Genomic DNA, 21881 nt, shown 5'->3' on the forward strand with positions numbered 1-21881 from the left:
AGGTGGATCACCCTCGGCGCCGTCTGGGGGGCGGTCGTGGTCGCGGCGGTCGTCGCGCCGTTCTACCTGGAGGGCTTCTGGCTCCAGACGGGCCTGTTCGCGATGTCCGCCGCGGTCGGTGCGATCGGCATCAACCTGCTGACCGGCGCGACCGGGCAGCTGTCGCTCGGCCACGCGTTCTTCCTCGCTGTCGGCGCGTACGCCTACGTGTACCTGTCGACGGACGTGGGGCTGCCGACGCCCCTGGCGGCCGTCGTCGCGGTGCTCCTCGCGGGCGCGGCGGGCGGGGCGTTCAGCCCGATCGCCGGGCGGCTGAAGGGCGCCTACCTGGGCATCGCCACCCTCGCACTGATCTTCGGCGGCCAGCATGTGCTCTTCAACGCCGAGCCGCTGACAGGCGGCTACAACGGCCGGCCGGTGCCGCCGATGGAGCTGTTCGGCTTCGTGTTCGCCGACACCCCCGACCTCGTCCTGCTCAACGTGCCCTTCGGGGCGCTGGAGCGTCTGTGGTTCCTCGGCCTGCTGGTGCTCGCCGCAGCGGCGGCGTTCGCCCGTGGCGTGCTGCGCGGCCGTCCCGGCCTGGCCATGAACACCATCAGGGACCACGAGATCGCGGCGGGGGTGATGGGCGTCCCGGTCGCGCGTTACCGCGCGGGCGTGTTCGTCCTGTCGTCCATGTACGGCGGGCTGGCCGGCGTGCTCGTCGCCCTGGTCTTCCAGCGGGCGGTGCCGGACTACTTCGGCTTCCTGCTGTCGCTCGACTATCTCGCCATGATCGTGATCGGGGGTCTCGGTTCGGTCGCGGGAGCCGTGATCGGCGCGGTGTTCGTCTCCCTGCTCCCCCAGCTGCTGACGCGCTACAGCGACTCTCTGCCGCTGGTGGCCGAGCCCGGTTCCGGCGGGGTCTCCCCCGCGGAGGCCGCGCGCATCCTCTACGGCGCCGCCGTCGTGACGGTGGTGCTGTTCCTGCCCGGCGGTCTGCTCGGGCTCGCCACGCGGCTCCGCCGCGTCATCCCTCGAATCAAGGAGCTCAGATGGCCGAATTCGGCAACCGCGCCCGCATCGCGACGCTAGCCCTCCTAGCCCTGGCTGCGGCCTCCTGCGCCAGCGACAAGGCGGTGGGCGGCGCGCCCGTCACCGGCGGCGACGGCGTGAAGACCGGCCCGGGCGTGACCGCCACCACCATCACCGTCGGCGTGGTCACGGACCTCACCGGGCCGTACGCCTCGCTGGGAAAGAGCCTCACCCAGGCGCAGCAGCTCTACTTCGAGCAGGCCAACGCCGCGGGCGGGGCCTGCGGCCGCAAGTACGAGGTGGTCGTCCGCGACCACGGTTACGACACGCAGAAGGCGGTCGCCGCCTACACGGAGATCGGGCCGAAGTCGGCGGCGATCCCGCAGTTCATCGGCTCGCCGATGGTCACGGCGCTCAAGCAGCGCATCGACACGGACAAGCTCCTGACCATCCCGATGGCCTGGGCGACGTCCCTGCTGGGCAGCCGGGCGATCCAGGTGACCGGCACGACGTACGACATCGACATGATCAACGGGGTGGACTTCCTGACGACGGAGAAGGGCATCAAGTCCGGCGACAAGATCGGGCACCTGTACTTCGAGGGCGACTACGGCGAGAGCGCGCTCAACGGCTCGAAGTACGCCGCGGACAAGCTCGGCCTGGAGGTCGTGGAGCAGAAGATCAAGGCCACCGACCAGGACATGAGCGCCCAGGTGGCGGCGTTCAAGGCGGCGGGGGTCAAGGCGGTGCTCGTGTCCGTCGGACCGCGGCAGGCCGCCTCGCTCGTCGGCGTCGCGCTCGCGGGCGGCATGGACGTGCCGTTCGTCGGGAGCAACTCCGCCTACGCGCCGCAGCTGCTCGACACCCCGGCGGCCCCGGCCCTGCTCAAGGACTTCTACGTCATGACGGCCGGAGCCCCGGTCAGCGCGCCCATGCCCGCCATGCAGAAGCTGGTCGCCGACTATCAGGCGAAGTACCCCGGGCAGGTCCTGGACAACGCGGTCCCCACCGGGTGGAGCGCCGCGATGATCGTGGACGAGGCGATCAAGAAGGCCTGCACCGCAAAGGACCTCAGCCACGAGGGCATCCTCACCGCACACCGCTCGCAGGCGACCTTCGAGGGCGGCTTCGGCACCCCGATGGACTTCACGTTCTTCGACAAGCCGTCGTCCCGGGCGTCCTACATCCTCAAGCCCGACAAGGAGGCGATCGGCGGCTCGGTCGTCTTCAAGGAGGCCGCGGTCTCCGACCTCGCCAAGGACTACCCGGTCCCGGTCGGCTGATCGCGGGAACCGGCGAACCCGTCGCCTGTACGGCTCGCGCTCGGGGGCGCGGGCCATACAGGCGGGCGGGTCAGGCCGGTCAGGCCGGTCAGGCCGGTCAGGCGAGGCTGTCGACCCAGGCCTGATGCAGCCGGGCGAAGCGGCCGGATCTCTCGATGAGCCGCTCCGGCGGGCCGTCCTCGACGACGCGCCCGCCCTCGATGACGAGCACCCGGTCGGCGATCTCCACCGTGGACAGGCGGTGGGCGATGATCAGCGCGGTCCTGTCGGCGAGGATGGTCCGCAGCGCGCGCTGGACCATCCGCTCGCTCGGCACGTCGAGGCTCGAGGTCGCCTCGTCGAGGATCAGCACGGCGGGGTCGGCGAGGAACGCCCGCGCGAACGCGACGAGCTGGCGCTGCCCGGCCGATATCCGGCCGCCCCGCTTGCCGACCTGGGTGTGGTAACCGTCGGGGAGGGCCGCGATGAACTCGTGGGCGCCGATCGCCTCGGCGGCCTCGACGATCGCCTCCATGGGCGCGCCGGGACGGCCGAACCCGATGTTGTCCGCGATCGTGCCGGTGAACAGGAAGTTCTCCTGGGTCACCATGACCACGAACCTGCGCAGGGTGAGCTCTTCCAGGTCGCGCAGGTCCACGCCGTCGAGCATGACCCGGCCGGACACGGGGTCGTAGAAGCGCGAGATGAGCTTGGCCAGCGTCGTCTTGCCCGCGCCCGTCGTCCCCACGACCGCGACGGTCTGGCCGGCGGGGATCTCCAGGTCCATCCTGGGCAGGACCCGCGGGCCCTCGCCGTAGGCGAACTCGACCGCGTCGAACCGCAGCGCACCGCTCGCCCGGGCCAGCTCACGCGGCCGCCGCGGCTCCGCCACGTCCGGCTCCTCCTCGAGCACCCCGGACAGCTTCTCGAGGGCGGCCCCGGCCGACTGGAGCGCGTTGTAGAACTGGCTGATCTCCTGCATCGGCTCGTAGAACTGCCGGAGGTAGAGCAGGAACGCCGCCAGCACCCCCACCGTGACCGTGCCGTGCAACGCGAGCCATCCGCCGTACAGCAGGACGAGGGCGACGGTGACGTTGCCGATGAGCTTGATGCCGGGCATGAAGATCGCCACGAGGCGCGACCCGCGCGTGTTCGCCTTGCGGTAGTCGGCGTTCAGCCTCTCGAAGATCTCCTGGTTGCGCGGCTCCCTGCGGAAGGCCTGTACGGCGCGGACCCCCGTCATCGACTCCACGAAGTGCACGATGACCAGTGCGACGGTCTCGCGGGTACGGCGGTAGGCGGCGCTGGACTCCCGGCGGAACCAGCGGGTGAACAGCAGCAGCACGGGCAGCGGCAGCAGCGCGACGAGGCCGAGGTGGACGTCGAGCACGAGCAGCATGGCCGCCGTGCCGAACAACGTGAGCACCGCCGTGACCAGGCCGTCGAAGCCGGAGTCCAGCAGTTCGGCGATGGCCTCGACGTCGGAGGTGAGCCGTGAGATCACCCGGCCGGACGTGTACCCCTCGTGGAACGACAACGACAGCTTCTGGAAGTGCGTGAAGACCCGGCGGCGCAGTTCGAGCAGGATGTCCTGCCCGATCCGCCCGGCGAGCTGCAGGAACGCCTGGCGGGTGACGGCCTGGACCAGCGCGGCCCCCACGATCGCCGCCACGATCGTCAGCAACGTGCCCGAGCCGCGCCCGTCGGCCATCGGCGGGATCCCGCTGTCGATCCCGGTCTTCACCAGGTACGGCAGGGCGAGCCCGGCGCCGTTGGACACGACGATGACGGCGGTCAGCAGTGCGATGGCCCGCTTGTGCGGGCGCAGCAGGTCGCCGAGCAGCCTCCGGGAGCGCGTCCGCAGCAGGAGGGAGACGGTCTCGGGGATGTGGTCCTTGTCCTCCGCGGCGACCCCGCGCCAGGCGTCGCTCACCGCAGTGCCCGATCGGGGTCGAGGTCGGCGTCCTGGGCGAGCAGGGCCCGGTACTCGGGCACCGTGGCGAGCAGGTCCTGGTGCCGGCCGACGTGCTGGACGGTGCCGTCCCTGATCAGGGCCACCCGGTCGGCCAGCAGCACCGTCGAGGCCCGGTGGGCGACGACCAGTCCGGTCGCGTCGGCGAGCACCCGGCGCAGCGCCTCCTCCACCAGCGCCTCGGTCTCGACGTCGAGCGCGGACAGCGTGTCGTCCAGGACGAGGATCCGCGGCTTTCCCAGGACCGCGCGCGCGAGCGCGAGGCGCTGCCGCTGACCGCCGGACAGCGACATCCCCTGTTCGCCGATCCGGGTGTCCAGCCCCCACGGCAGGTCGTACGCGAAGGTGGCCTGGGCGATCTCCAGCGCCTCCCTGATCTCGTCCTCGCCGGCGTCGCCGTGCCCCAGCGTGACGTTCTCCCGCACGCTCATCGAGAACAGCGTCGCCTCCTCGAACGCGGTCGCGACCACCGACCGCAGCGAGGGCAGGGTCAGGTCGCGGACGTCGTGCCCGTCGACGGTGACGCGGCCGGCCGTCACGTCGATCAGCCGCGGGACGAGCGCGGTGAGGGTGGTCTTCCCCGAGCCCGTAGCGCCGACGACGGCGATGGTCTCCCCCGGCCGCACGTCCAGCCAGACATCGCGCAGCACCGGACGCGCGGCGCCGGGATGGCGGAACTCCACGCCCTCGAACCGGAGGTGCCCGCGCGGGCGCTCGACGACCTCCGCGCCGCCGACGATCTCCGGGACGGTGTCGAGCACCTCGGTGACGCGGTCGGCCGAGGTCATGGCCTCCTGCCCCATCGCGAGGATGTAGCCGAGGGAGGCGACCGGCCAGACGAGCTGCAGCACGAGCGTCGTGAACGCGACCAGGGTGCCGAGCGTGAGCGCGTCGCGCGCGACGGCGAGCGCGCCGATCAGCACGACGACGGCCAGGGTGACGTTCGGGACCACCTCGAGGAAGGTGAAGAACCTCGAGGCCAGCCGTACCTTGGCGAGGGAGGTCCGGTGGATCCCGCGGGCGGTCTCGTCGAACCCCTCGTAGAGGTGCCTGCTGCGGCCGAACGCCTTGATCGTCCGGATGCCGACGGCCGCCTCCTCAACGAGGGTGGCCAGGTCGCCCTGCAGGTCCTGGACCCGTCGGGAGATGCCGATGTACCGCTTCTCGAACCGGAGCGACAGCACGACGATCGGCACGGCCGAGACCGCGACCAGCAGCCCGAGCGGCCAGTACATGTTGAGCAGGACGACGGTGACGGCGATGAGCTGGAGCACGTTCATGACGAGGAAGAGCGCGCCGAACCCGAGGAACCTGCGGATCGTCGACAGGTCGGTCGTCGCCCTCGACAACAACTGGCCCGACTGCCAGTCGCCGTGGAAGCTCATCGGCAGGCTCTGCAACCGGCGGTAGAGGTCATCGCGGATCGCCGTCTCCAGGCCGAGGACCGGGCCGGCCTGCGACCATCGCCGGATGAAGATGAGGACCGCCTCCGCGATCCCGAGCACGAGGGCGAGCATGCCGAGCGGCAGGAGGCCCCCGAGGTCGCCGTGTGCGACGGGGCCGTCGATGATCTGTTTGCCCACGAGCGGGACGGCGGTGCCCGCGGCGATGCCGAGGAAGGCGGCCACCCACGACACGATCAGCACCCGGTTGTACGGCCGCAGGTAGGACTTCAGCCGCCACAGCGAGCGCCACGAGAGTCGTCTGGCGCCCGGGGCCACACCTGGATCGTCGTCGTCTGAAAGCATCGTCGGGCGCAGCACTCCTCACCGGCGCATGGGAACGGGATCGGGCGACCAAGCACCTGCCATGGTTCAACAGGCGAATGCCGCGATCAACCGGTTTTCCCGGGCCACCGGGGATCACACGCGCGACGGCCACCTGGCGTCACCTGTGTCGAGGTCGGCCTGGAGCCGTACGCGGGCGGCGGGCCTGGGGCCGTACGCGAAACGGCCACCGCCGAAGCGGTGGCCGTTCACGGGCGCGGGAGGTCAGCGGCTGTGGGAGACCGCGGAGCCGATCGTGTGCACCCGCAGCGCGTTGGTCGACCCGGGGTTCCCGGGCGGGGAACCGGCGACGATGACGATCTTGTCGCCCTTCTCGCAGTGGCCGAGGGACAGCAGCGACGCCTCGACCTGGCGGACCATGTCGTCGGTGTGGTGCACGAACGGGACCTCGAAGGTCTCCACGCCCCACGTCAGCGCGAGCTGGCCGCGGACCTGCGGGTTGGAGGTGAACGCCAGCAGCGGGATCGGCGAGCGGTAGCGCGCCAGGCGGCGGGCGGTCTCGCCGGACATCGTGAAGGCCACGAGCGCCTTGGCTCCCACGATCGCGCCGACCTCGGCCGCGGCGCGCGCGATGGCGCCGCCGGTGGTCTCGGGCAGGCGGTCGAGGTGGTGGGTGGCGTGCAGCGTGGTGCCCTCGGCCGCGGTGGCGATGCGGGCCATGGTGGCGACCGACTCGATCGGGTAGGTGCCGACCGAGGTCTCGCCGGAGAGCATGACCGCGTCGGCGCCGTCCATCACGGCGTAGGCGACGTCGGAGGCCTCCGCGCGGGTCGGGCGCGGAGCGTTCATCATCGAGTCGAGCATCTGGGTCGCCACGATGACCGGGTGCGCCTTCTCGCGGCACAGCTCGATGAGGCGGCGCTGGACGATCGGCACCTGCTCCAGCGGAAGCTCGACGCCGAGGTCGCCGCGGGCGACCATGATGCCGTCGAACGCGTCGACGATCTCCTCGAGCGCCTCTACCGCCTGCGGCTTCTCGATCTTGGCGAGAAGCGGCAGGTGCACGCTCTCCTCGTCCATGATGTCGCGGACCACCTGGGCGTCCTCAGCCGTCCGCACGAACGACAGGGCGATCATGTCGAAGCCCGTGCGGAGCGCCCAGCGCAGGTCCGCCTCGTCCTTCGTGGTGAGCGTGGGCGCGCTGACGGCGACGCCCGGGAGGTTGAGCCCCTTGTTGTCGGAGATCATCCCGCCGATGACGACGCGCGTGACGACGCGCGGGCCCTCCACCGCGGTCACCTCGAGGTTGAGGCGGCCGTCGTCCACGAGGATCGTGTCACCCGGCTTCACGTCGCCGGGGAGTCCCTCGTAGGTGGTGGAGACGATGTCGCGGTCCCCCGGGACGTCCTCGGTGGTGACGGTGAACACGTCGCCGAAGCCGAGCCGTACGGGACCGGAGGCGAACCGGCCGACGCGGATCTTGGGACCCTGCAGGTCGGCGAGTACGCCTACGGCCTGACCCAGCTCCTCGGCGGCGGCCCTGACCCGGTCCAACACCTCCTTGTGCAGCTCATGGCTGCCGTGCGAGAGGTTGAAACGGGCCACGTTCATACCTGCCGCGATGAGCTCGCGCAAACGCTCCGGAGAGGAGGTGGCGGGCCCAAGCGTGCAGACGATCTTTGCTCGACGACTCACGTATCCCACCCTAATTGGTACAGACCACTTGCTAGTGACGACCCACGTACCTGTCGCCAAATGTTCAGAGACTTCACGTGATCACCCGCGTGCCCTAACGTGACCATCCATGGGACGTATCCGGACAACGGGTGCCGTCGCGGCGCTCCTCATGGCGACCGCATGCGCAGCTCAGAGTACCGAATCGGCCGCGCCTCCGGCCGGAGTTTCCGTGTCGCTGAACCAGTGGCGCAGCGACGAGACCGCGCACGTGCTCGAGGTGTCCGTGCGCAACGACACCACGACGCCTGTGCGGTTCCAGGACGTGCAGCTCGTCACCGCGTCGTTCGCGAAGCTCCCGCCCGAGCGGGTGGACACGACGCTCGCCCGCACACCCCGCACCGACATCCGGATCCCGTACGGCGAGGCCCGCTGTGATCCGGCCCGGATCCCCGCGGTCAGGCCGGCCACCGTGGTCGCCCACCTCCAGGTGGGGAACGGGCCGCTGCAGAAGGTCATCTTCTCCGTGCCGCATCCGGACGCGACGCTGACCGGGCTGTTGAACGCCGAGTGCGGCGCCTTCATCCTCCGCGAGTCCGCCGACGTGACGTTCGGCGACACCTGGACGCGCAAGGGCAAGGTGCTGAGCGGGGTGCTCACGGTCACACGCAAGCACGGCGACGAGCCGGTCGCCATCGACGACCTCGGCGGCACCACCCACTTCAACATCAGGCCGGTGTCGGGCGAACGCCACCCGGTCGTGGTGCTGGAACCGGGGACGCGGAGCCTCGAGATCCCGGTGGAGGTCACCCCCGCGCGCTGCGATCCGCACGCGTTCGCCGAGGCCAAGAAGGCCTACCTGTTCCCCGTATGGGGCACCGTGGGCTCCGGGGAGACCTACTGGCTGATCTCCACCCCGTCGACCCAGACGCAGGCCACCATGTTGTCCTACGCCCAAGAAACCTGCGGCCTCCCGAACCCCGCGTGATCATGCACAGGTTCGTCGGCGGCCCCGCCGACGTGCCCAAACCCATGTGGTGATCATGCACAGGTTCGAGGAGACACGTGCCCACCTGCGCAAACCCCGGGGGTGATCATGCACGCGTTCGCAAAAAGGGTCACCGACCTGCGAATTCAAGTTTCGCGATCATGCACAGGTTCGGGGAGTTACTCGTTGAGCAGGTGCGATCCGGTTCGTGATCATGCACAGGTGCACCCAGTGGGGTGCACAGGCGCACCCCACTGCATGATCACGAACAACAAAGACCGAGGTCGGCGGCCCGATCTCCGAAAGTGTGCATGATCACCCCCGGGGTTCGACCAGGCCGCACGGCGAGATCCCGAACCCGTGCATGATCACCACATGGGTTTGGGCACGTCGGCGGCCCCTGCGCCGAGCCTGTGCATGATCACCACATGGGCTGTTGCGCATGTGCATGATCACCACATGGGTTGCGCATGTGCGTGATCATCCCGATTACGGGGTGACGGTGGCGGCTCGGGCGGCGTTGGCGATGCCGTGGCCGAAGAAGCCGTTCTTCTCCCCGGTCCCCTCACACGTCTGGGTGGCCGTGCCGTACTTGTAGGCCCGCGGCGTCGGGCAGGACGTCGGGGTCGCCGACGCATACAGGAGCTTCTCCACCTGGCCGGGGTCCATGGACAGCCCGCCCTTGCCGGGCACGCCGAACCGGCTGATGATGATCGCCGCGATGCCCGTCACGTGCGGGGCGGCCATCGAGGTCCCCTCGAGGTACTGGTAGTAGGAGCACGAGCCCCCCTGGCAGTCGCGCACGACGGAGGCGTCGGCCGGGTTGCCCGCGGCGTCGATCTGGTGCCCGGCCCGCAGCACGGCCTCGGGGGCCGCGGCGAGGATCTCCCTGCGCTCCCCGATCACGGAGGTCCCGCTGTCGAAGACGTCGCCGCCGGGCGCCGCGATGTCGGTCTGCTCGATCCCGTAGTCGGAGTAGGCCGCCTTCTGGCCGCTCGGGCCCACCGACGAGACCGCGATGACGCCGGGAAGCTCGGTCGGCACGTTGAGGCAGGTGTTGTCGACCGTGCGCTCCTTCTCCGCGCCGAGCGGATAGTCGGGGCTCGCCGTGTCCTTGACCGGCTTGCCGAGGTCGGAGCCGCTGTTGCCGATCGCGGTGATCATGGTGACGCCGCGCTGGTGCGCGTAGGCGGCGGCCCTGCGCATGCCGACGAGGATGCCGCGCTGGGCAAGCTGGTCGGCCCGCGAGTCCTGGGGGTTGGCCGTGCAGTTGAACGTCCACGGGTCGACGTAGAAGCTCATGTTGACCACGTCGACGCCCACGTCCGCCGCGTACGCCAGGGCGTCCATGGTCGGCTTGAGGAAGAAGTATCCGGAGTCGGTGCCGGCGCGCAGGTTGACCAGGGACACGTCCGGCGCGACCCCGGCGATGCCGATGCCGTTGATCGGGGAGCCGATGGTGCTGGCCACGTGTGTGCCGTGCCCGTCGTCGTCGGCGTCGGCGGGGTCCTTGCAGCCCGCCACCTCGCAGGTGCCGTCGAACTTCTTGCCGTTGACGTCGTACGGCTGGTCGGTGACGAAGTTGCGGCTGAGCTGCCGGTTGAAGTTGGGCGCGATGTCGGGGTGCTTGCCGTCGATCCCGGTGTCGATGACGCCCACCAGCACCTGATGGCTGCCCCGGGCCTTGGCGTACGACCCGGTGGGCGTGGCGCCGATCATCCTCATGTCCCACTGGCGGTCGGAGAGCGGTTCGCCGGCGACGGCCTTCGCTCCGCCGGACATCCTCGGCAGGCGGGCGGGCAGGGGCGCGTCGGCGACGGAGCCGATGGGGAGGTCGGGTGTGACCCCGACGACGGACGAGATCGCTCCCAGCGGTTCGGGAGCGTCCGCGCGCACGACGAGGTAGCCGAGCCTGTCGTCGCGCGATTCGATCACGCCTCCCGCGGCGGTGACGGCGCGTGCGGCCGCGTCTCGGGCACCGTCGGCGTAGAAGACCAGGTAGTCGCCGCCCGTGGCGGACGGGGCCGACGTGACCTCCGGCATCGAGACACCGGCGGTGGCCGCGCTCGCGACACCTACCAACGCGATCGAAAACAGTGCCCTCGCGACACGCCCCCGTGATTTCAACGATCCTCCTCGATCCGGGTACGGCATCCCTCAGCCGGCGGCGGCATCACGCCCTTCAGCGCGCGATTCAACCACCATGCAGGGATACTTCCCGTTTTGAACGGCCGTCGCCCCCGCCACCGTCACCTGGCACAGGCTCCGGGACCCTACCCCTCCCCGTCGCAAGGTCCAGCCGTGATCATGCAAAGACTCACCCTGACCGCCGGAATCACGGCGGAACCGGCCGTCACCGGGAGGGTCGCCCGTACGTGATCGCCCCCACGATCACGCACGGGCCGCCCCGGTGTCAGACGAGTGGGCGGGCCGTCGGCGGGATGGCGACAGGAAGCGCCGTCCGGCCGCTGAGGTACCGGTCCACCGCCGCGGCCGCGGAACGGCCCTCGGCGATGGCCCACACGATCAGCGACTGTCCCCGGCCCATGTCGCCCGCGGCGAACACGCCGTCCACGGCCGTCTCGTACGACTTGCCCCGGGCGACGTTGCCCCGGCCGTCGAAGAACGAGCCGGGGTCGTCGGCGAGCTCCGACAGCCCGGTGAGCAGCGCGCCCTTCTCCGGTCCGACGAATCCCATGGCGAGGGTGACCATGCCCGCGGGGAGCTCCCGCTCGGTGCCGGGGATGGGCCTGAACCCGGCGCCCGGCCCCTCGACGTCGACGACGCGCAGCGCCCTGAGGTTGCCCTCGTCGTCGCCGATGAACTCCTGGGTGGACACCGCGTAGACCCGGTCTCCCGCCCCGGCCTCGAGCTCCTCGTGGGCGCTCTCCATCTTGAACAACATCGGGTAGGTCGGCCACGGCTGCGTACCCGGGCGGGCCGCCGGCGGCCTCGGCATGATCTCCAGCTGGGTGACCGACGCGGCCCCCTGCCGGATCGCCGTGCCGATGCAGTCGGCGCCGGTGTCGCCGCCGCCGATCACGACGACGTGCTTGCCCTCCGCCGAGTGCGGAGACTCCGCGATGTCGCCCTCCTGCACCCGGTTGGCCTGCGGGAGGTACTCCATGGCCTGGAGGACGCCGCCCAGCTCACGGCCGGGCATCGGCAGGTCGCGCCACGCGGTGGCGCCACCGGCCAGCACGATCGCGTCGAACTCGGACCTGAGCTCGGCCACGGTGACGTCAACGCCCACGTTCACCGAGGTGCGGAACAGGGTGCCCTCGGCCTCCATCTGCTCGACGCGGCGGTCGATGTGCCGCTTCTCCATCTTGAACTCGGGGATCCCGTACCGGAGCAGGCCGCCGATCCGGTCGGCCCGCTCGAAGACGGTCACGTCGTGCCCGGCGCGGGTGAGCTGCTGCGCCGCGGCCAGCCCGGCCGGGCCGGAGCCGACGACCGCGACCCGCCGCCCGGTCCGCTCCAGCGGCGGCTGCGGGGTCACCCAGCCCTCGGCGAAGGCCCGGTCGATGATCTCCACCTCGACCCGCTTGATCGCGACGGGGTCGGAGTTGATGCCGAGGACGCACGCCGCCTCACACGGAGCCGGGCACAGCCGGCCGGTGAACTCGGGGAAGTTGTTGGTGGCGTGCAGCCGCTCGATCGCCTCACGCCAGTCGTCGCGGAAGACGAGGTCGTTCCACTCGGGGATGAGGTTCCCGAGCGGGCAGCCGTTGTGGCAGAACGGGATGCCGCAGTCCATGCAGCGCGCCGCCTGCTTGGTGATTGCCGGACGGGAGAAGTCCTCGTAGACCTCACGCCAGTCGCGGATGCGCACGTCGACGGGACGGCGCGCCGGCAGCTCACGCCCGTGCCTCAAGAAACCCTTCGGGTCGGCCATCTGGTGTGCCCCTTATCCGTGCGCGGCGGCCATGACGGCCTCGTCGATGTCCCGGCCTTCGGCTTCTGCGGCGGCCCGCGCCCGCAGGACCCGCTTGTAGTCCGTCGGCATGACCTTCACGAACCTGCCCAGAGCCGCGTCCCAGTCGGCGAGCAGGCTCTTGGCGACCGTGGATCCGGTCTCGGCGAAATGCCTTTCGACGGTCTCCCTCAGGAACTCGGCGTCATCGTCATCGAGCGCTTCGACCTCGACCATCTCCCGGTTGACGCGCTCCGGCCTGAGGTCGAGGACGTAGGCGATGCCGCCCGACATCCCGGCCGCGAAGTTGCGCCCGGTGGAGCCGAGGACGACCGCCTTGCCGCCGGTCATGTACTCGCAGGCGTGGTCGCCGACGCCCTCGACGACCGCGGTCGCGCCCGAGTTCCGCACGCAGAACCGCTCGCCGACGACGCCCCGGACGAACACCTCGCCGGACGTCGCGCCGTACAGGCCCACGTTGCCGGAGATGACCTGCGTCTCGGCCGCGAACGGCGCGTCCGGGTGCGGCCGGACGACGATGCGCCCGCCCGACAGGCCCTTGCCGAGGTAGTCGTTGGCGTCGCCGATGAGCCGCAGCGTGACCCCGTGCGGCACGAACGCGCCGAACGAGTTGCCGGCCGAGCCGGTGAACGACACGTCGACGGTGTCGTCCGGCAGGCCCGCGCCGCCGTACCGCCTGGTCACCTCGTGGCCGAGCATGGTGCCGACCGTACGGTTGACGTTGCGGATGGGCAGGTCGAGCGTCACCCGGTGGCCCAGTTCCAGCGCGCCCTCTGCGAGCTGGATGAGGGTGTTGTCCAGCGCCTTGTCGAGCCCGTGGTCCTGTGCGACGACCCGGTGCAGCGGGGTGCCCTGGGGCAGCTCCGGCTGGTAGAGGATCGGCGACAGGTCGAGCCCCGCGGCCTTCCAGTGCTCGACCGCCTGGGCGGTGTCGAGCATCTCGGCGTGGCCCACGGCCTCCTCGATCGAGCGGAAGCCGAGCTCCGCGAGGTATTCGCGGACCTCCTGAGCGATGAACTCGAAGAAGTTGACCACGAACTCGGGCTTGCCGGTGAAGCGCTTGCGCAGCTCGGGGTTCTGCGTGGCGACGCCCACCGGGCAGGTGTCCAGGTGGCAGACGCGCATCATGACGCAGCCGGAGACGACCAGCGGCGCCGTGGCGAAGCCGAACTCCTCCGCACCGAGCAGGGCCGCGATGACGACGTCCCTGCCGGTCTTGAGCTGGCCGTCGGCCTGGACGACGATGCGGTCGCGCAGGCCGTTGAGCAGCAGCGTCTGCTGGGTCTCGGCCAGGCCGAGCTCCCAGGGCGCGCCGGCGTGCTTGAGCGAGGTCAGCGGCGAGGCGCCGGTGCCGCCGTCGTGGCCGGAGATCAGCACGACGTCGGCGTGCGCCTTGCTCACGCCGGCGGCCACGGTCCCGACCCCGACCTCGGCGACCAGCTTCACGTGGACGCGGGCCCGCGGGTTGGAGTTCTTGAGGTCGTGGATGAGCTGGGCCAGGTCCTCGATCGAGTAGATGTCGTGGTGCGGCGGCGGCGAGATGAGGCCGACGCCGGGCGTCGAGTGCCGGGTCCTGGCGATCCACGGGTAGACCTTGTGGCCGGGCAGCTGGCCGCCCTCGCCGGGCTTGGCGCCCTGCGCCATCTTGATCTGCAGGTCGTCGGCGTTGACCAGGTACTCGCTGGTCACGCCGAACCGCCCGGAGGCCACCTGCTTGATCGCCGACCGGCGCACGGGGTCGTGCAGCCGCTCGGGGTCCTCGCCGCCCTCGCCGGTGTTCGACTTGGCGCCGAGCCGGTTCATCGCGACGGCCAGCGTCTCGTGCGCCTCCTGCGAGATGGAGCCGTAGGACATGGCGCCGGTGGAGAACCGCTTGACGATCGACTCGACCGGCTCGACCTCCTCGATCGGCACGGGCGTGCCCGGGCGCAGCCTGAACAACCCACGCAGGGTCATGAGCTGCTCGGACTGCCCGTCGACGAGCGAGGTGTACTCCTTGAAGATGTCGTACTGCCTGGTCCGGGTGGAGTGCTGCAGCTTGAAGACCGTCGTCGGGTTGAACAGGTGCGGCTCGCCCTCGCGCCGCCACTGGTACTCGCCGCCGACCTCCAGGCGCCGGTGCGCGTTCTCCACGCGCGGGTAGGCGCGGGCGTGCCGCTCCAGCGCCTCGCGGGCGAGCACGTCGAAGCCGACGCCGCCCAGCCGGGACGTGGTCCCGGTGAAGCACTGGTCGATGACCTCGGACCCCAGGCCGAGCGCCTCGAAGATCTGGGCGCCGGTGTAGGAGGCGACCGTGGACACGCCCATCTTGGACATGACCTTCAGCACGCCCTTGCCGTACGCCTTGATCAGGTTGCGGACGGCCTTGCGCGGCTCGAGGTCGAGATAGCCGGTCGCGATCAGGTCCTCGGCCGTCTCCAGGGCGAGGTACGGGTTGATCGCGCTGGCGCCGTACCCGACGAGCAGGGCCATGTGGTGGCACTCGCGGGCCTCGCCGGTCTCGAGCACGAGGGCGGCCCGGGTGCGGGTCTTCTCCCGGATGAGGTGGTGGTGCACCGCACCGGTGAGCAGCAGCGACGGGATCGGCGCCCTGTCGCGGGAGGAGCCGCGGTCGGACAGCACGATGACCCGCGCGCCGTCGCGGATCGCCGCGGAGACCTCCTGGCGGATCTCCTCCAGCCTCCGCGTCAGGGCCTCGCCGCCGCCGGCGACGTCGAACAGGCCGGAGACGACGTGCGGGTGGAAGCCGGGCAGCGCGCCCTCGTCGTTGATGTGGACGATCTTGGCCAGCTCGTCGTTGTCGATCACCGGGTAGGGCAGCACGAGACGGCGGCAGGAGGCCGCTCCCGGGTCGAGCAGGTTGCCCTCCGGGCCGATCGTCGACTGCAGCGACGTGACGAGCTCCTCGCGGATGGCGTCCAGCGGAGGATTCGTGACCTGGGCGAACAGCTGGCTGAAGTAGTCGAACAGCAGCCTCGGCCGGTCGCTCAGCACGGCCACCGGGCTGTCGGTGCCCATGGAGCCGATCGGCTCGGCCCCCGTCCTGGCCATCGGCGCCAGGATGATCCGCAGTTCCTCCTCGGTGTAGCCGAAGGTCTGCTGCCGCCGCACCAGCGCCTCGTGCGTGGGGTGCTCGTGCTCACGCTCGGGCAGCTCCTCGAACCGCACCAGGCCCGCGTGGAGCCACTCCTCGTACGGCTCGGCCGCGGCGAGCTCGGCCTTGATCTCGTCATCCTCGATGATCTTGCCGCGAGCGGTGTCGATCAGGAACATCCGGCCCGGCTGGAGGCGGCCCTTGCGGACGACCCGTTCCGGGGCGATGTCCGCGAGCACTCCCGCCTCGGACGCGAGGACGACCAGGCCGTCGTCGGTCACCCAGAAGCGCCCGGGGCGAAGGCCGTTGCGGTCGAGCACGGCGCCGACGAGCGTGCCGTCGGAGAAGGTGATCGACGCGGGGCCGTCCCACGCCTCCATCAGCGTCGAGTGGAACTCGTAGAACGCCCGCCGCGCCGGGTCCATCTCGGTGTGGTTCTCCCACGCCTCGGGGATCATCATCAGCACGGCGTGGGGCAGCGACCGCCCGCCCAGGTGAAGCAACTCCAGCGTCTCGTCGAACGAGGCGGTGTCGGAGCCGTCCGGGTCGCAGATCGGGAACAGGCGTTCCATGTCGCCGGGGATCAGGCCGGTGGCCAGCATGGCCTCGCGCGCCCGCATCCAGTTCCTGTTGCCCTTGACGGTGTTGATCTCGCCGTTGTGCGCGATGAACCGGTACGGGTGGGCCAGCGGCCACGAGGGGAACGTGTTGGTGGAGAAACGCGAGTGCACCAGCGCGATGGCCGAGACGTAGCGCTCGTCGGCCAGGTCGGGGAAGAACGGCTCGACCTGCAGCGAGGTCAGCATCCCCTTGTAGACGATCGTCCGGCTGGACAGCGAGGCGAAGTAGACGTCCGCCTCGTGCTCGGCGCGCTTGCGGAAGGCGAAGACGAGCCGGTCGAGGTCGATGCCGGTCTCGCCGCCGGGCGAGCCGACGAACAACTGCTTGAAGTACGGCATGACCGCGCGGGCGCTGGCTCCAGGGAGCGCCCGGTCGACGGGCAGGTCCCGCCAGCCGAGGACGGTGACGCCCTCTTCCGCGGCGATCTCCTCGATGAGGCCGATCGCGATGTTCCTGGCCTCCTCGTCGAGAGGCAGGAAGGCGGTGCCCGCGGCGTACGCGCCCGCCTGCGGCAGCGGGAAGCCCGCGACCTCGCGGAAGAACGCGTCGGGGATCTGCGTGAGGATGCCCGCGCCGTCACCGGTGTCGGGCTCGCTGCCGCTCGCCCCGCGGTGATCGAGGTTGCGGAGCGCCGTCAGCGCCTTGGAGACGATGTCATAGCTGCGCCTGCCGGCGACGTCGGCCACCATGGCCACGCCGCAGGCGTCGTGCTCGTTTGAGGGGTCATACAGGCCCTGAGGCTCCGGAAGGCCTCTGGGTGAGCCAAGGCGGGCAGCAGGCACTAGTCACTCCCGTCGTCATCGTCTGCTCGAAACAGAGGGACGACGTTGGCCCTGCTGCGGTTATGGTACGTAGAGATTACCGCACCCTGCCGGAATAGTCCCCGTGGGTCCTCTTCGCGAATCTTCATTGGTCAACGCGATGGATACAGTTGCCGCATGGCGGCTCATGAGGCGATCGATCAGTTACTGACCTCAACAGGCGTGGACAGTCTCCGCCTGCGCAGAGCCCTCACCCTTCTCAGCGGCGGAGACTGGTGGACCCTGGCCGATCTCGTCCGGCAGACCGCCACATCGCGGCGTTCCATCGAGTCGCTGCTGCGTGAGCTCCCCGTTGAGCGCAGCGGCGACCGGTTCCGGCTGCCGCCGGATCTGGCCTCACGTTACAACGGCGCCTTCGGCTCCGATATTTCGGATCTGTCCGATCCGGTCGCCGGCCTGGCCGGCGCCCACGCCGAGACCCTCGACCGGCTGGCGGAACTGATCGCCAAGGCCCCCCGGGGGCGGCACGCCCTCGACCATGTCGCCGCCACCGCCGACACGGTCCTGCGCCGGGCCCTGCTGCTCGGGGCCAGGTTCTGGCTGCCGGGGGCCAGGCTCCTCTGCGTGGGCGACCACGACCTGACCTCCCTCGCCGTACGGATGGTCCATCCGGACGTGGAGGTGACGGTCGTCGACATCGACGAGCGGATCCTCGGCTACATCGACGCCCAGGGGCTCGGCGTCCGGACCCGCTGGGCGGACCTGCGCCTGGGCCTGGCCCCGTCCGCGCGCGGGCAGGCCGACCTGGCGATCACCGATCCGCCGTACACGCCCGACGGGATCGGCCTGTTCGTGGCCCGCGCGGCCGAGGGGCTGCGGGACCGCGACCACGGTCGCATCCTGCTCGCCTACGGCGCGTCCGAGCGCACCCCCATGCTCGCCCTGAAGGTGCAGAACACCCTGTCCGACCTCAATCTTCTCAACGAGGCGATATTTCCTGACTTCAATAGATACGACGGTGCGGAGGCCATCGGCAGCGCCGCCGATCTCTACATCCTGCGGCCGACGACCAAGACGTGGCCCGCCGTCGCGGCCCGCGTCGACAGGCTGGCGACCGCGATCTACACCCAGGGCCCCCAGTCCGTCGAGGCCGCGTCTCCGGAGGGAGCGCCGGTCGCCGAGGACGCCGTGACGGAGTTCGCCCCCGCGCTGCTGGCCGGCGACTGGCCGCGCGGCCTGCTCCCGAAGGTGCCGCGGACGAGGTTGTCCACCCTGCTCGCCAAGCCGTACGCCGCCGCGCCCGAGCGCGTCGCCGTGGCCGTGCCTGCCGGGCTGGAGGCGGCCCTCCCCCGGCTGCTGCTCGCGACCCGGGCCGGGCACGTGCGGGTCCTGCTCGCGGACCGGCCGGACGACCTGCCCGCGCTGGCCGAGGCGGTCCGGCCCGTGTACGACGTCACGAGCCGGGCCACCGGCGCCGGAATCGTCATCGACGCCGTACGGCTGCCGCCTCCGGACGGCGCCGTGGCGCGGATCGTCCGGCGGATCCTCGACAGCGCCCATGGCAAGGTCGCCAACACCTGGCGTGAGGCGCTGACCGAGACGGCCGGGCTGACCAAGAAGGAGGCCAGGGCCGCGATCGAGGAGGCCGCACCGTGGGCGGGCGACCTCTCGGCTCTGGAACTACCCCTTCACCGCCTCGGCGGGCTCGCCGCCGCGGTGTCGAGGACGCTGCCCGAGGCCCGCTGACCCACACCGGGTTCCGGTAAACCCCGCCGCAGGCCCGCCGACCCGGGCCGGTGCCGGGAACGCCCGCCCGAGGCCCGCTGACCCACACCGGGTTCCGGGAAACCCCGCCTCAGGCCCGCCGACCGCTCAGGCGGCGGGCGGAGGGGGTTCCGTGGCTCCCGGATCTCCGGGCACGGGCTCGCTGGGCGGCGGTTCCGACGGTTGGGCCGTGTCGTCCGCCTCGTCCCCTCCGGCGGGCGCGGCGGGCAGCCCGGCGACCGCGACCACGCGGCGGTAGAGCGCCTTCTCCGACTCCCGGACCGCCAGCCCGAGGTTGACGAAGTCGTCCTTGGCTCCGGGCTCCGCGCCGTCGGCACGGCCGATCCAGGCGAGGCCGACGAAGTGCCCCATCGCCTGGCCGCTGGCCTCGGTGTACCCCTGGAACCCGGCCTTGTCCGACTCCAGCGGGACCACCCATCCGTCGTGGTGGAGGGTCTTCAGGCCGTCGACGAGCTCGTTGGCCGCCTCCACGTCGGCGAGGTTGAACATCGTGTACTGCGCGACGTACGAGCCGTCGGCGGTCGCGTAGAGCCCGCGGACGGCCTGCTCGCAGCCCGCGTCGGCCAGTTCTCCCGCCAGGCCGCCCCACACGGTGTCACCGCAGTTGCCGTCGAGGCGGCTGCCGATCCTCTTCAGGGTGATCCGGCCCGACGTGAGGGTCTTGGCGCCGAAGACCTCCTTGGCCGTGAGCGGCGCCGCGTCGGCCTTCCGGTCAGCGATCGGCTCGAACTGCTTGGGGGACGGCCATGCCTGATAGAGGTCGGGCCGGGCCTTCCCGAACGGATCAGAACCCTGCTCGTCCGGCGCGGCCGCGCCTCCCGTGATCGAGTTGGCCAGCAGGACCAGCCCCAGCGCCGTCGCGAGGCCGGCGGCGATCGACCCGGTCCAGACCAGGACCCGTCGCTGACCGTCGGTCATCCCCGACTCGGCCGGCGGCGGCGAGTCGGCCAATCGGTCCCGTTCTCGCTCACGGGACCGTGCCGGCCGGCGCTTTCTCGTCGTGGGCCTGGTCATGAACCGCCTGCTCCGATGAGCGTGCCCAGCCCCCATGTCAGGCTCGCCGCGAGGCCGCCGACGATCAGCTGGCGCAGGCCGCTGAACCACCACGTGCGCGCGGTCACCCTGGAGACCAGCGCGCCCGCGGCGAACAGCGCGACCATCGAGGCGACAGCGGGAACCCACAGGACGGTCAGCCCCAGGAGGTACGGCACGAGCGGGATGACCGCCCCCACGCCGAACGACACGAATGACGAGACCGCCGCCAGGACCGGCGAGGGCAGGTCCCCCGGGTCGACGCCGATCTCCGCCCGCGCGTGGACCACGAGCGCCTGCTCCGGATTGCGGGAGATCTGCCTGGCGACCTCTCTCGCGGTGTCCGGGTCCACGCCACGCTGCACGTACAGCTGCGCCAGCTCGTCCTCCTCAGACTGAGGATGCCGCTCCAGCTCCCGGCGCTCGATGTCGATCTCCGCCTGGGCCAGTTCCCGCTGGCTCGCGACCGACACGTACTCGCCGCCGGCCATGGAGAACGCGCCGGCCGCGAGGCCGGCGATGCCCGCCAAGGAGATGATCTTCGTGTCGGCGGTACCTCCCGCGACACCGGCGATCAGGGCGAAGTTGGACACCAATCCGTCCATCGCGCCGAACACGGCCGGCCTGAGCCATCCACCGGTGACGTCCCGGTGCTCGTGATGGATCTCGGCCCGCGCCCCGGAGCCGCCTTCGGTCATCTCTGGCCGGCCTCCCGGTCGGGTACGGCCTGCGCCTCGCCTGCCCGCTCCTCGTCCTGGCCGTCCTGACCGTCACCGTCCTGGCCGTCACCGTCCTGGCCGTCCAGGCCGTCCAGGCCGTCCTCGACCGCCGGGGTGGAGCCGGGAACCGTCGCGGGGGGCACGGTGTCGGACTCGTCCGCCTGATCCCGCTGGTGCGCCGGGTCGACCCCGTCCGCCTCGGCCGCAGCGGCGGCATCGGCGTCGGCGTCGATGTCGGTGTCGGCCACGTCCGCCGTCCCGGCCACGGGTGCGCTCGTGAAGGCGGCGACCTTCGCCTGCTCCGCCTCTAACTCGGACCCGTCTCCCCGCTCCGCGGCGGAGCCGTCCTCACCGGCGGCGCCGGAGGCGTCCGGGCTCCCGTCGGCCGCAGTCCCGTCGGCCGCGGGCCCGTCGCCGTCCGCGAGCTCACCGGGAGCGACGACGGTCTCCTCGCCGGTCCTGTTCCGTGCGAACCAGAAGTACGCCACGGCCAGGAGGAAGATGACGACCGACGTCCACTGGTTGAGCCTGAGCCCGAGGATGTGGTGCGCGGGGTCGACGCGCAGCCCCTCGATCCAGAACCGGCCCAGCGTGTAACCCGCGACGTAGAGCGCCAGCAGCCTGCCGTGACGCAGGGTGAAGCGCCTGGACAGCAGGATCAGCACGCCGGCGAGGGCGAGGTCCCACAACGACTCGTAGAGGAACGTCGGGTGGTAGGTCTCCACGCCGGGGATCGCGCCCGGCCGGCCCGGGTCGATCTCCAGGCCCCACGGCAGGGTGGTCGGGCTGCCGAACAGCTCCTGGTTGAAGTAGTTGCCCCACCGGCCGATGGCCTGGGCGACCGCGACCGCGGGGGCCAGCGTGTCGGCCACGGCGGTGAAGGAGATCCCGCGTCTCCGGCAGCCGATGTAGACGCCGAGGGCGCCGAGGGCGATCGCGCCCCAGATGCCGAGGCCGCCCTTCCAGATGAAGAGCGTGTCGATCGGCCGGTTGGGCGCGTCGGACCCGAAGTACAGCTGCCAGTCGGTGATGACGTGATACAGGCGCCCGCCGACCAGGCCGAACGGCACGGCCCACACGGCGAGGTCGGTGATGGTCCCAGCCGCGCCGCCGCGGGCGCGCCAGCGGCGCTCGCCGATCCAGACGGCGACGATGACGCCGAGCACGATGCACAGCGCGTAGGCCCGGATCGGGATCGGGCCGAGATCCCAGACACCCTGTGACGGACTGGGAATCGAGGCGAGGGGTGGCATGTCAGGTGACGTTACCGTAAGTCCGCCCGCCCTCGGTGCACA

Annotated in this window: 13 protein-coding genes; 4 read left to right on the forward strand and 9 right to left on the reverse strand. The window is 71.0% G+C overall.

Annotated features, from left to right (window positions below; translation table 11 throughout):
* Nucleotides 1-6: 6 nt before the first annotated feature.
* Nucleotides 7-1074, forward strand: a complete 1068-nt coding sequence (locus tag Pka01_RS00430) for a branched-chain amino acid ABC transporter permease (protein WP_203880906.1) — start codon at nt 7-9, stop codon at nt 1072-1074.
* Nucleotides 1035-2297 carry an ABC transporter substrate-binding protein gene (locus Pka01_RS00435; RefSeq protein ID WP_203880494.1) on the forward strand — a complete coding sequence of 421 codons (1263 nt, stop codon included), beginning with the start codon at nt 1035-1037 and terminating at the stop codon, nt 2295-2297. The genes Pka01_RS00430 and Pka01_RS00435 overlap by 40 nt, the downstream gene beginning before the upstream one ends.
* 97 nt (nt 2298-2394) lie before the next feature.
* Here the strand turns inward: Pka01_RS00435 and Pka01_RS00440 are convergent, their stop codons facing one another.
* From Pka01_RS00440 to pyk, 3 genes are all read right to left on the reverse strand, one after another.
* Nucleotides 2395-4209 carry an ABC transporter ATP-binding protein gene (locus tag Pka01_RS00440; RefSeq protein WP_203880495.1) on the reverse strand — a complete coding sequence of 605 codons (1815 nt, stop codon included), beginning with the start codon at nt 4207-4209 and terminating at the stop codon, nt 2395-2397.
* Nucleotides 4206-5996, reverse strand: coding sequence for an ABC transporter ATP-binding protein (locus Pka01_RS00445; protein WP_203880496.1), 1791 nt, complete (start codon nt 5994-5996; stop codon nt 4206-4208). The genes Pka01_RS00440 and Pka01_RS00445 overlap by 4 nt, the downstream gene beginning before the upstream one ends.
* A 243-nt stretch (nt 5997-6239) precedes the next feature.
* Entirely contained in the window at nt 6240-7670 is a 1431-nt protein-coding gene (gene pyk, locus Pka01_RS00450) for a pyruvate kinase (protein WP_203880497.1), read from the reverse strand.
* Between the two features lie 211 nt (nt 7671-7881).
* Between pyk and Pka01_RS00455 the strand changes: the two genes are divergently transcribed.
* Nucleotides 7882-8637 carry a hypothetical protein gene (locus tag Pka01_RS00455; protein WP_203880498.1) on the forward strand — a complete coding sequence of 252 codons (756 nt, stop codon included), beginning with the start codon at nt 7882-7884 and terminating at the stop codon, nt 8635-8637.
* 489 nt (nt 8638-9126) lie between these two features.
* On the opposite strand, the gene Pka01_RS00460 is transcribed toward Pka01_RS00455, so the two are convergent.
* From Pka01_RS00460 to gltB, 3 genes are all read right to left on the reverse strand, one after another.
* Nucleotides 9127-10680 carry a S8 family peptidase gene (locus Pka01_RS00460; RefSeq protein ID WP_239114600.1) on the reverse strand — a complete coding sequence of 518 codons (1554 nt, stop codon included), beginning with the start codon at nt 10678-10680 and terminating at the stop codon, nt 9127-9129.
* Between the two features lie 370 nt (nt 10681-11050).
* Nucleotides 11051-12535: a glutamate synthase subunit beta gene (locus Pka01_RS00465; protein ID WP_203880500.1), complete on the reverse strand. Its 1485-nt coding sequence runs from the start codon at nt 12533-12535 to the stop codon at nt 11051-11053.
* A 12-nt stretch (nt 12536-12547) separates the two neighbouring features.
* Nucleotides 12548-17071, reverse strand: a complete 4524-nt coding sequence (gene gltB, locus Pka01_RS00470; RefSeq protein WP_203880501.1) for a glutamate synthase large subunit — start codon at nt 17069-17071, stop codon at nt 12548-12550.
* A 156-nt stretch (nt 17072-17227) separates the two neighbouring features.
* Between gltB and Pka01_RS00475 the strand changes: the two genes are divergently transcribed.
* Nucleotides 17228-18796: a bis-aminopropyl spermidine synthase family protein gene (locus Pka01_RS00475; protein WP_203880502.1), complete on the forward strand. Its 1569-nt coding sequence runs from the start codon at nt 17228-17230 to the stop codon at nt 18794-18796.
* A 126-nt stretch (nt 18797-18922) separates the two neighbouring features.
* Here Pka01_RS00475 and Pka01_RS00480 read toward each other — a convergent pair whose 3' ends face one another.
* The 3 genes from Pka01_RS00480 to lgt are packed head-to-tail and all read right to left on the reverse strand — an operon-like array spanning nt 18923 to nt 21839.
* Nucleotides 18923-19849: a hypothetical protein gene (locus Pka01_RS00480; protein WP_203880503.1), complete on the reverse strand. Its 927-nt coding sequence runs from the start codon at nt 19847-19849 to the stop codon at nt 18923-18925.
* Nucleotides 19846-20565 carry a VIT1/CCC1 transporter family protein gene (locus Pka01_RS00485; protein WP_203880504.1) on the reverse strand — a complete coding sequence of 240 codons (720 nt, stop codon included), beginning with the start codon at nt 20563-20565 and terminating at the stop codon, nt 19846-19848. Before Pka01_RS00485 ends, Pka01_RS00480 begins: the two co-directional genes overlap by 4 nt.
* Nucleotides 20562-21839 carry a prolipoprotein diacylglyceryl transferase gene (gene lgt / locus Pka01_RS00490; RefSeq protein ID WP_203880505.1) on the reverse strand — a complete coding sequence of 426 codons (1278 nt, stop codon included), beginning with the start codon at nt 21837-21839 and terminating at the stop codon, nt 20562-20564. Before lgt ends, Pka01_RS00485 begins: the two co-directional genes overlap by 4 nt.
* Nucleotides 21840-21881 lie beyond the last annotated feature (42 nt).

The organism is Planotetraspora kaengkrachanensis, assembly GCF_016862895.1.
Taxonomy (GTDB): Bacteria; Actinomycetota; Actinomycetes; order Streptosporangiales; family Streptosporangiaceae; genus Planotetraspora; species Planotetraspora kaengkrachanensis.

Bases quoted from the DNA above. Each gene is read 5' to 3' on its own strand.
- Pka01_RS00475 (WP_203880502.1), top strand. From the start codon at position 17,228: ATGGCGGCTCATGAGGCGATCGATCAGTTACTGACCTCAACAGGCGTG.
- Pka01_RS00460 (WP_239114600.1), bottom strand. From the start codon at position 10,680: ATGCCGGAGGTCACGTCGGCCCCGTCCGCCACGGGCGGCGACTACCTG.
- Pka01_RS00435 (WP_203880494.1), top strand. From the start codon at position 1,035: ATGGCCGAATTCGGCAACCGCGCCCGCATCGCGACGCTAGCCCTCCTA.
- Pka01_RS00445 (WP_203880496.1), bottom strand. From the start codon at position 5,996: ATGCTTTCAGACGACGACGATCCAGGTGTGGCCCCGGGCGCCAGACGA.
- Pka01_RS00480 (WP_203880503.1), bottom strand. From the start codon at position 19,849: ATGACCAGGCCCACGACGAGAAAGCGCCGGCCGGCACGGTCCCGTGAG.
- Pka01_RS00485 (WP_203880504.1), bottom strand. From the start codon at position 20,565: ATGACCGAAGGCGGCTCCGGGGCGCGGGCCGAGATCCATCACGAGCAC.
- lgt (WP_203880505.1), bottom strand. From the start codon at position 21,839: ATGCCACCCCTCGCCTCGATTCCCAGTCCGTCACAGGGTGTCTGGGAT.
- Pka01_RS00465 (WP_203880500.1), bottom strand. From the start codon at position 12,535: ATGGCCGACCCGAAGGGTTTCTTGAGGCACGGGCGTGAGCTGCCGGCG.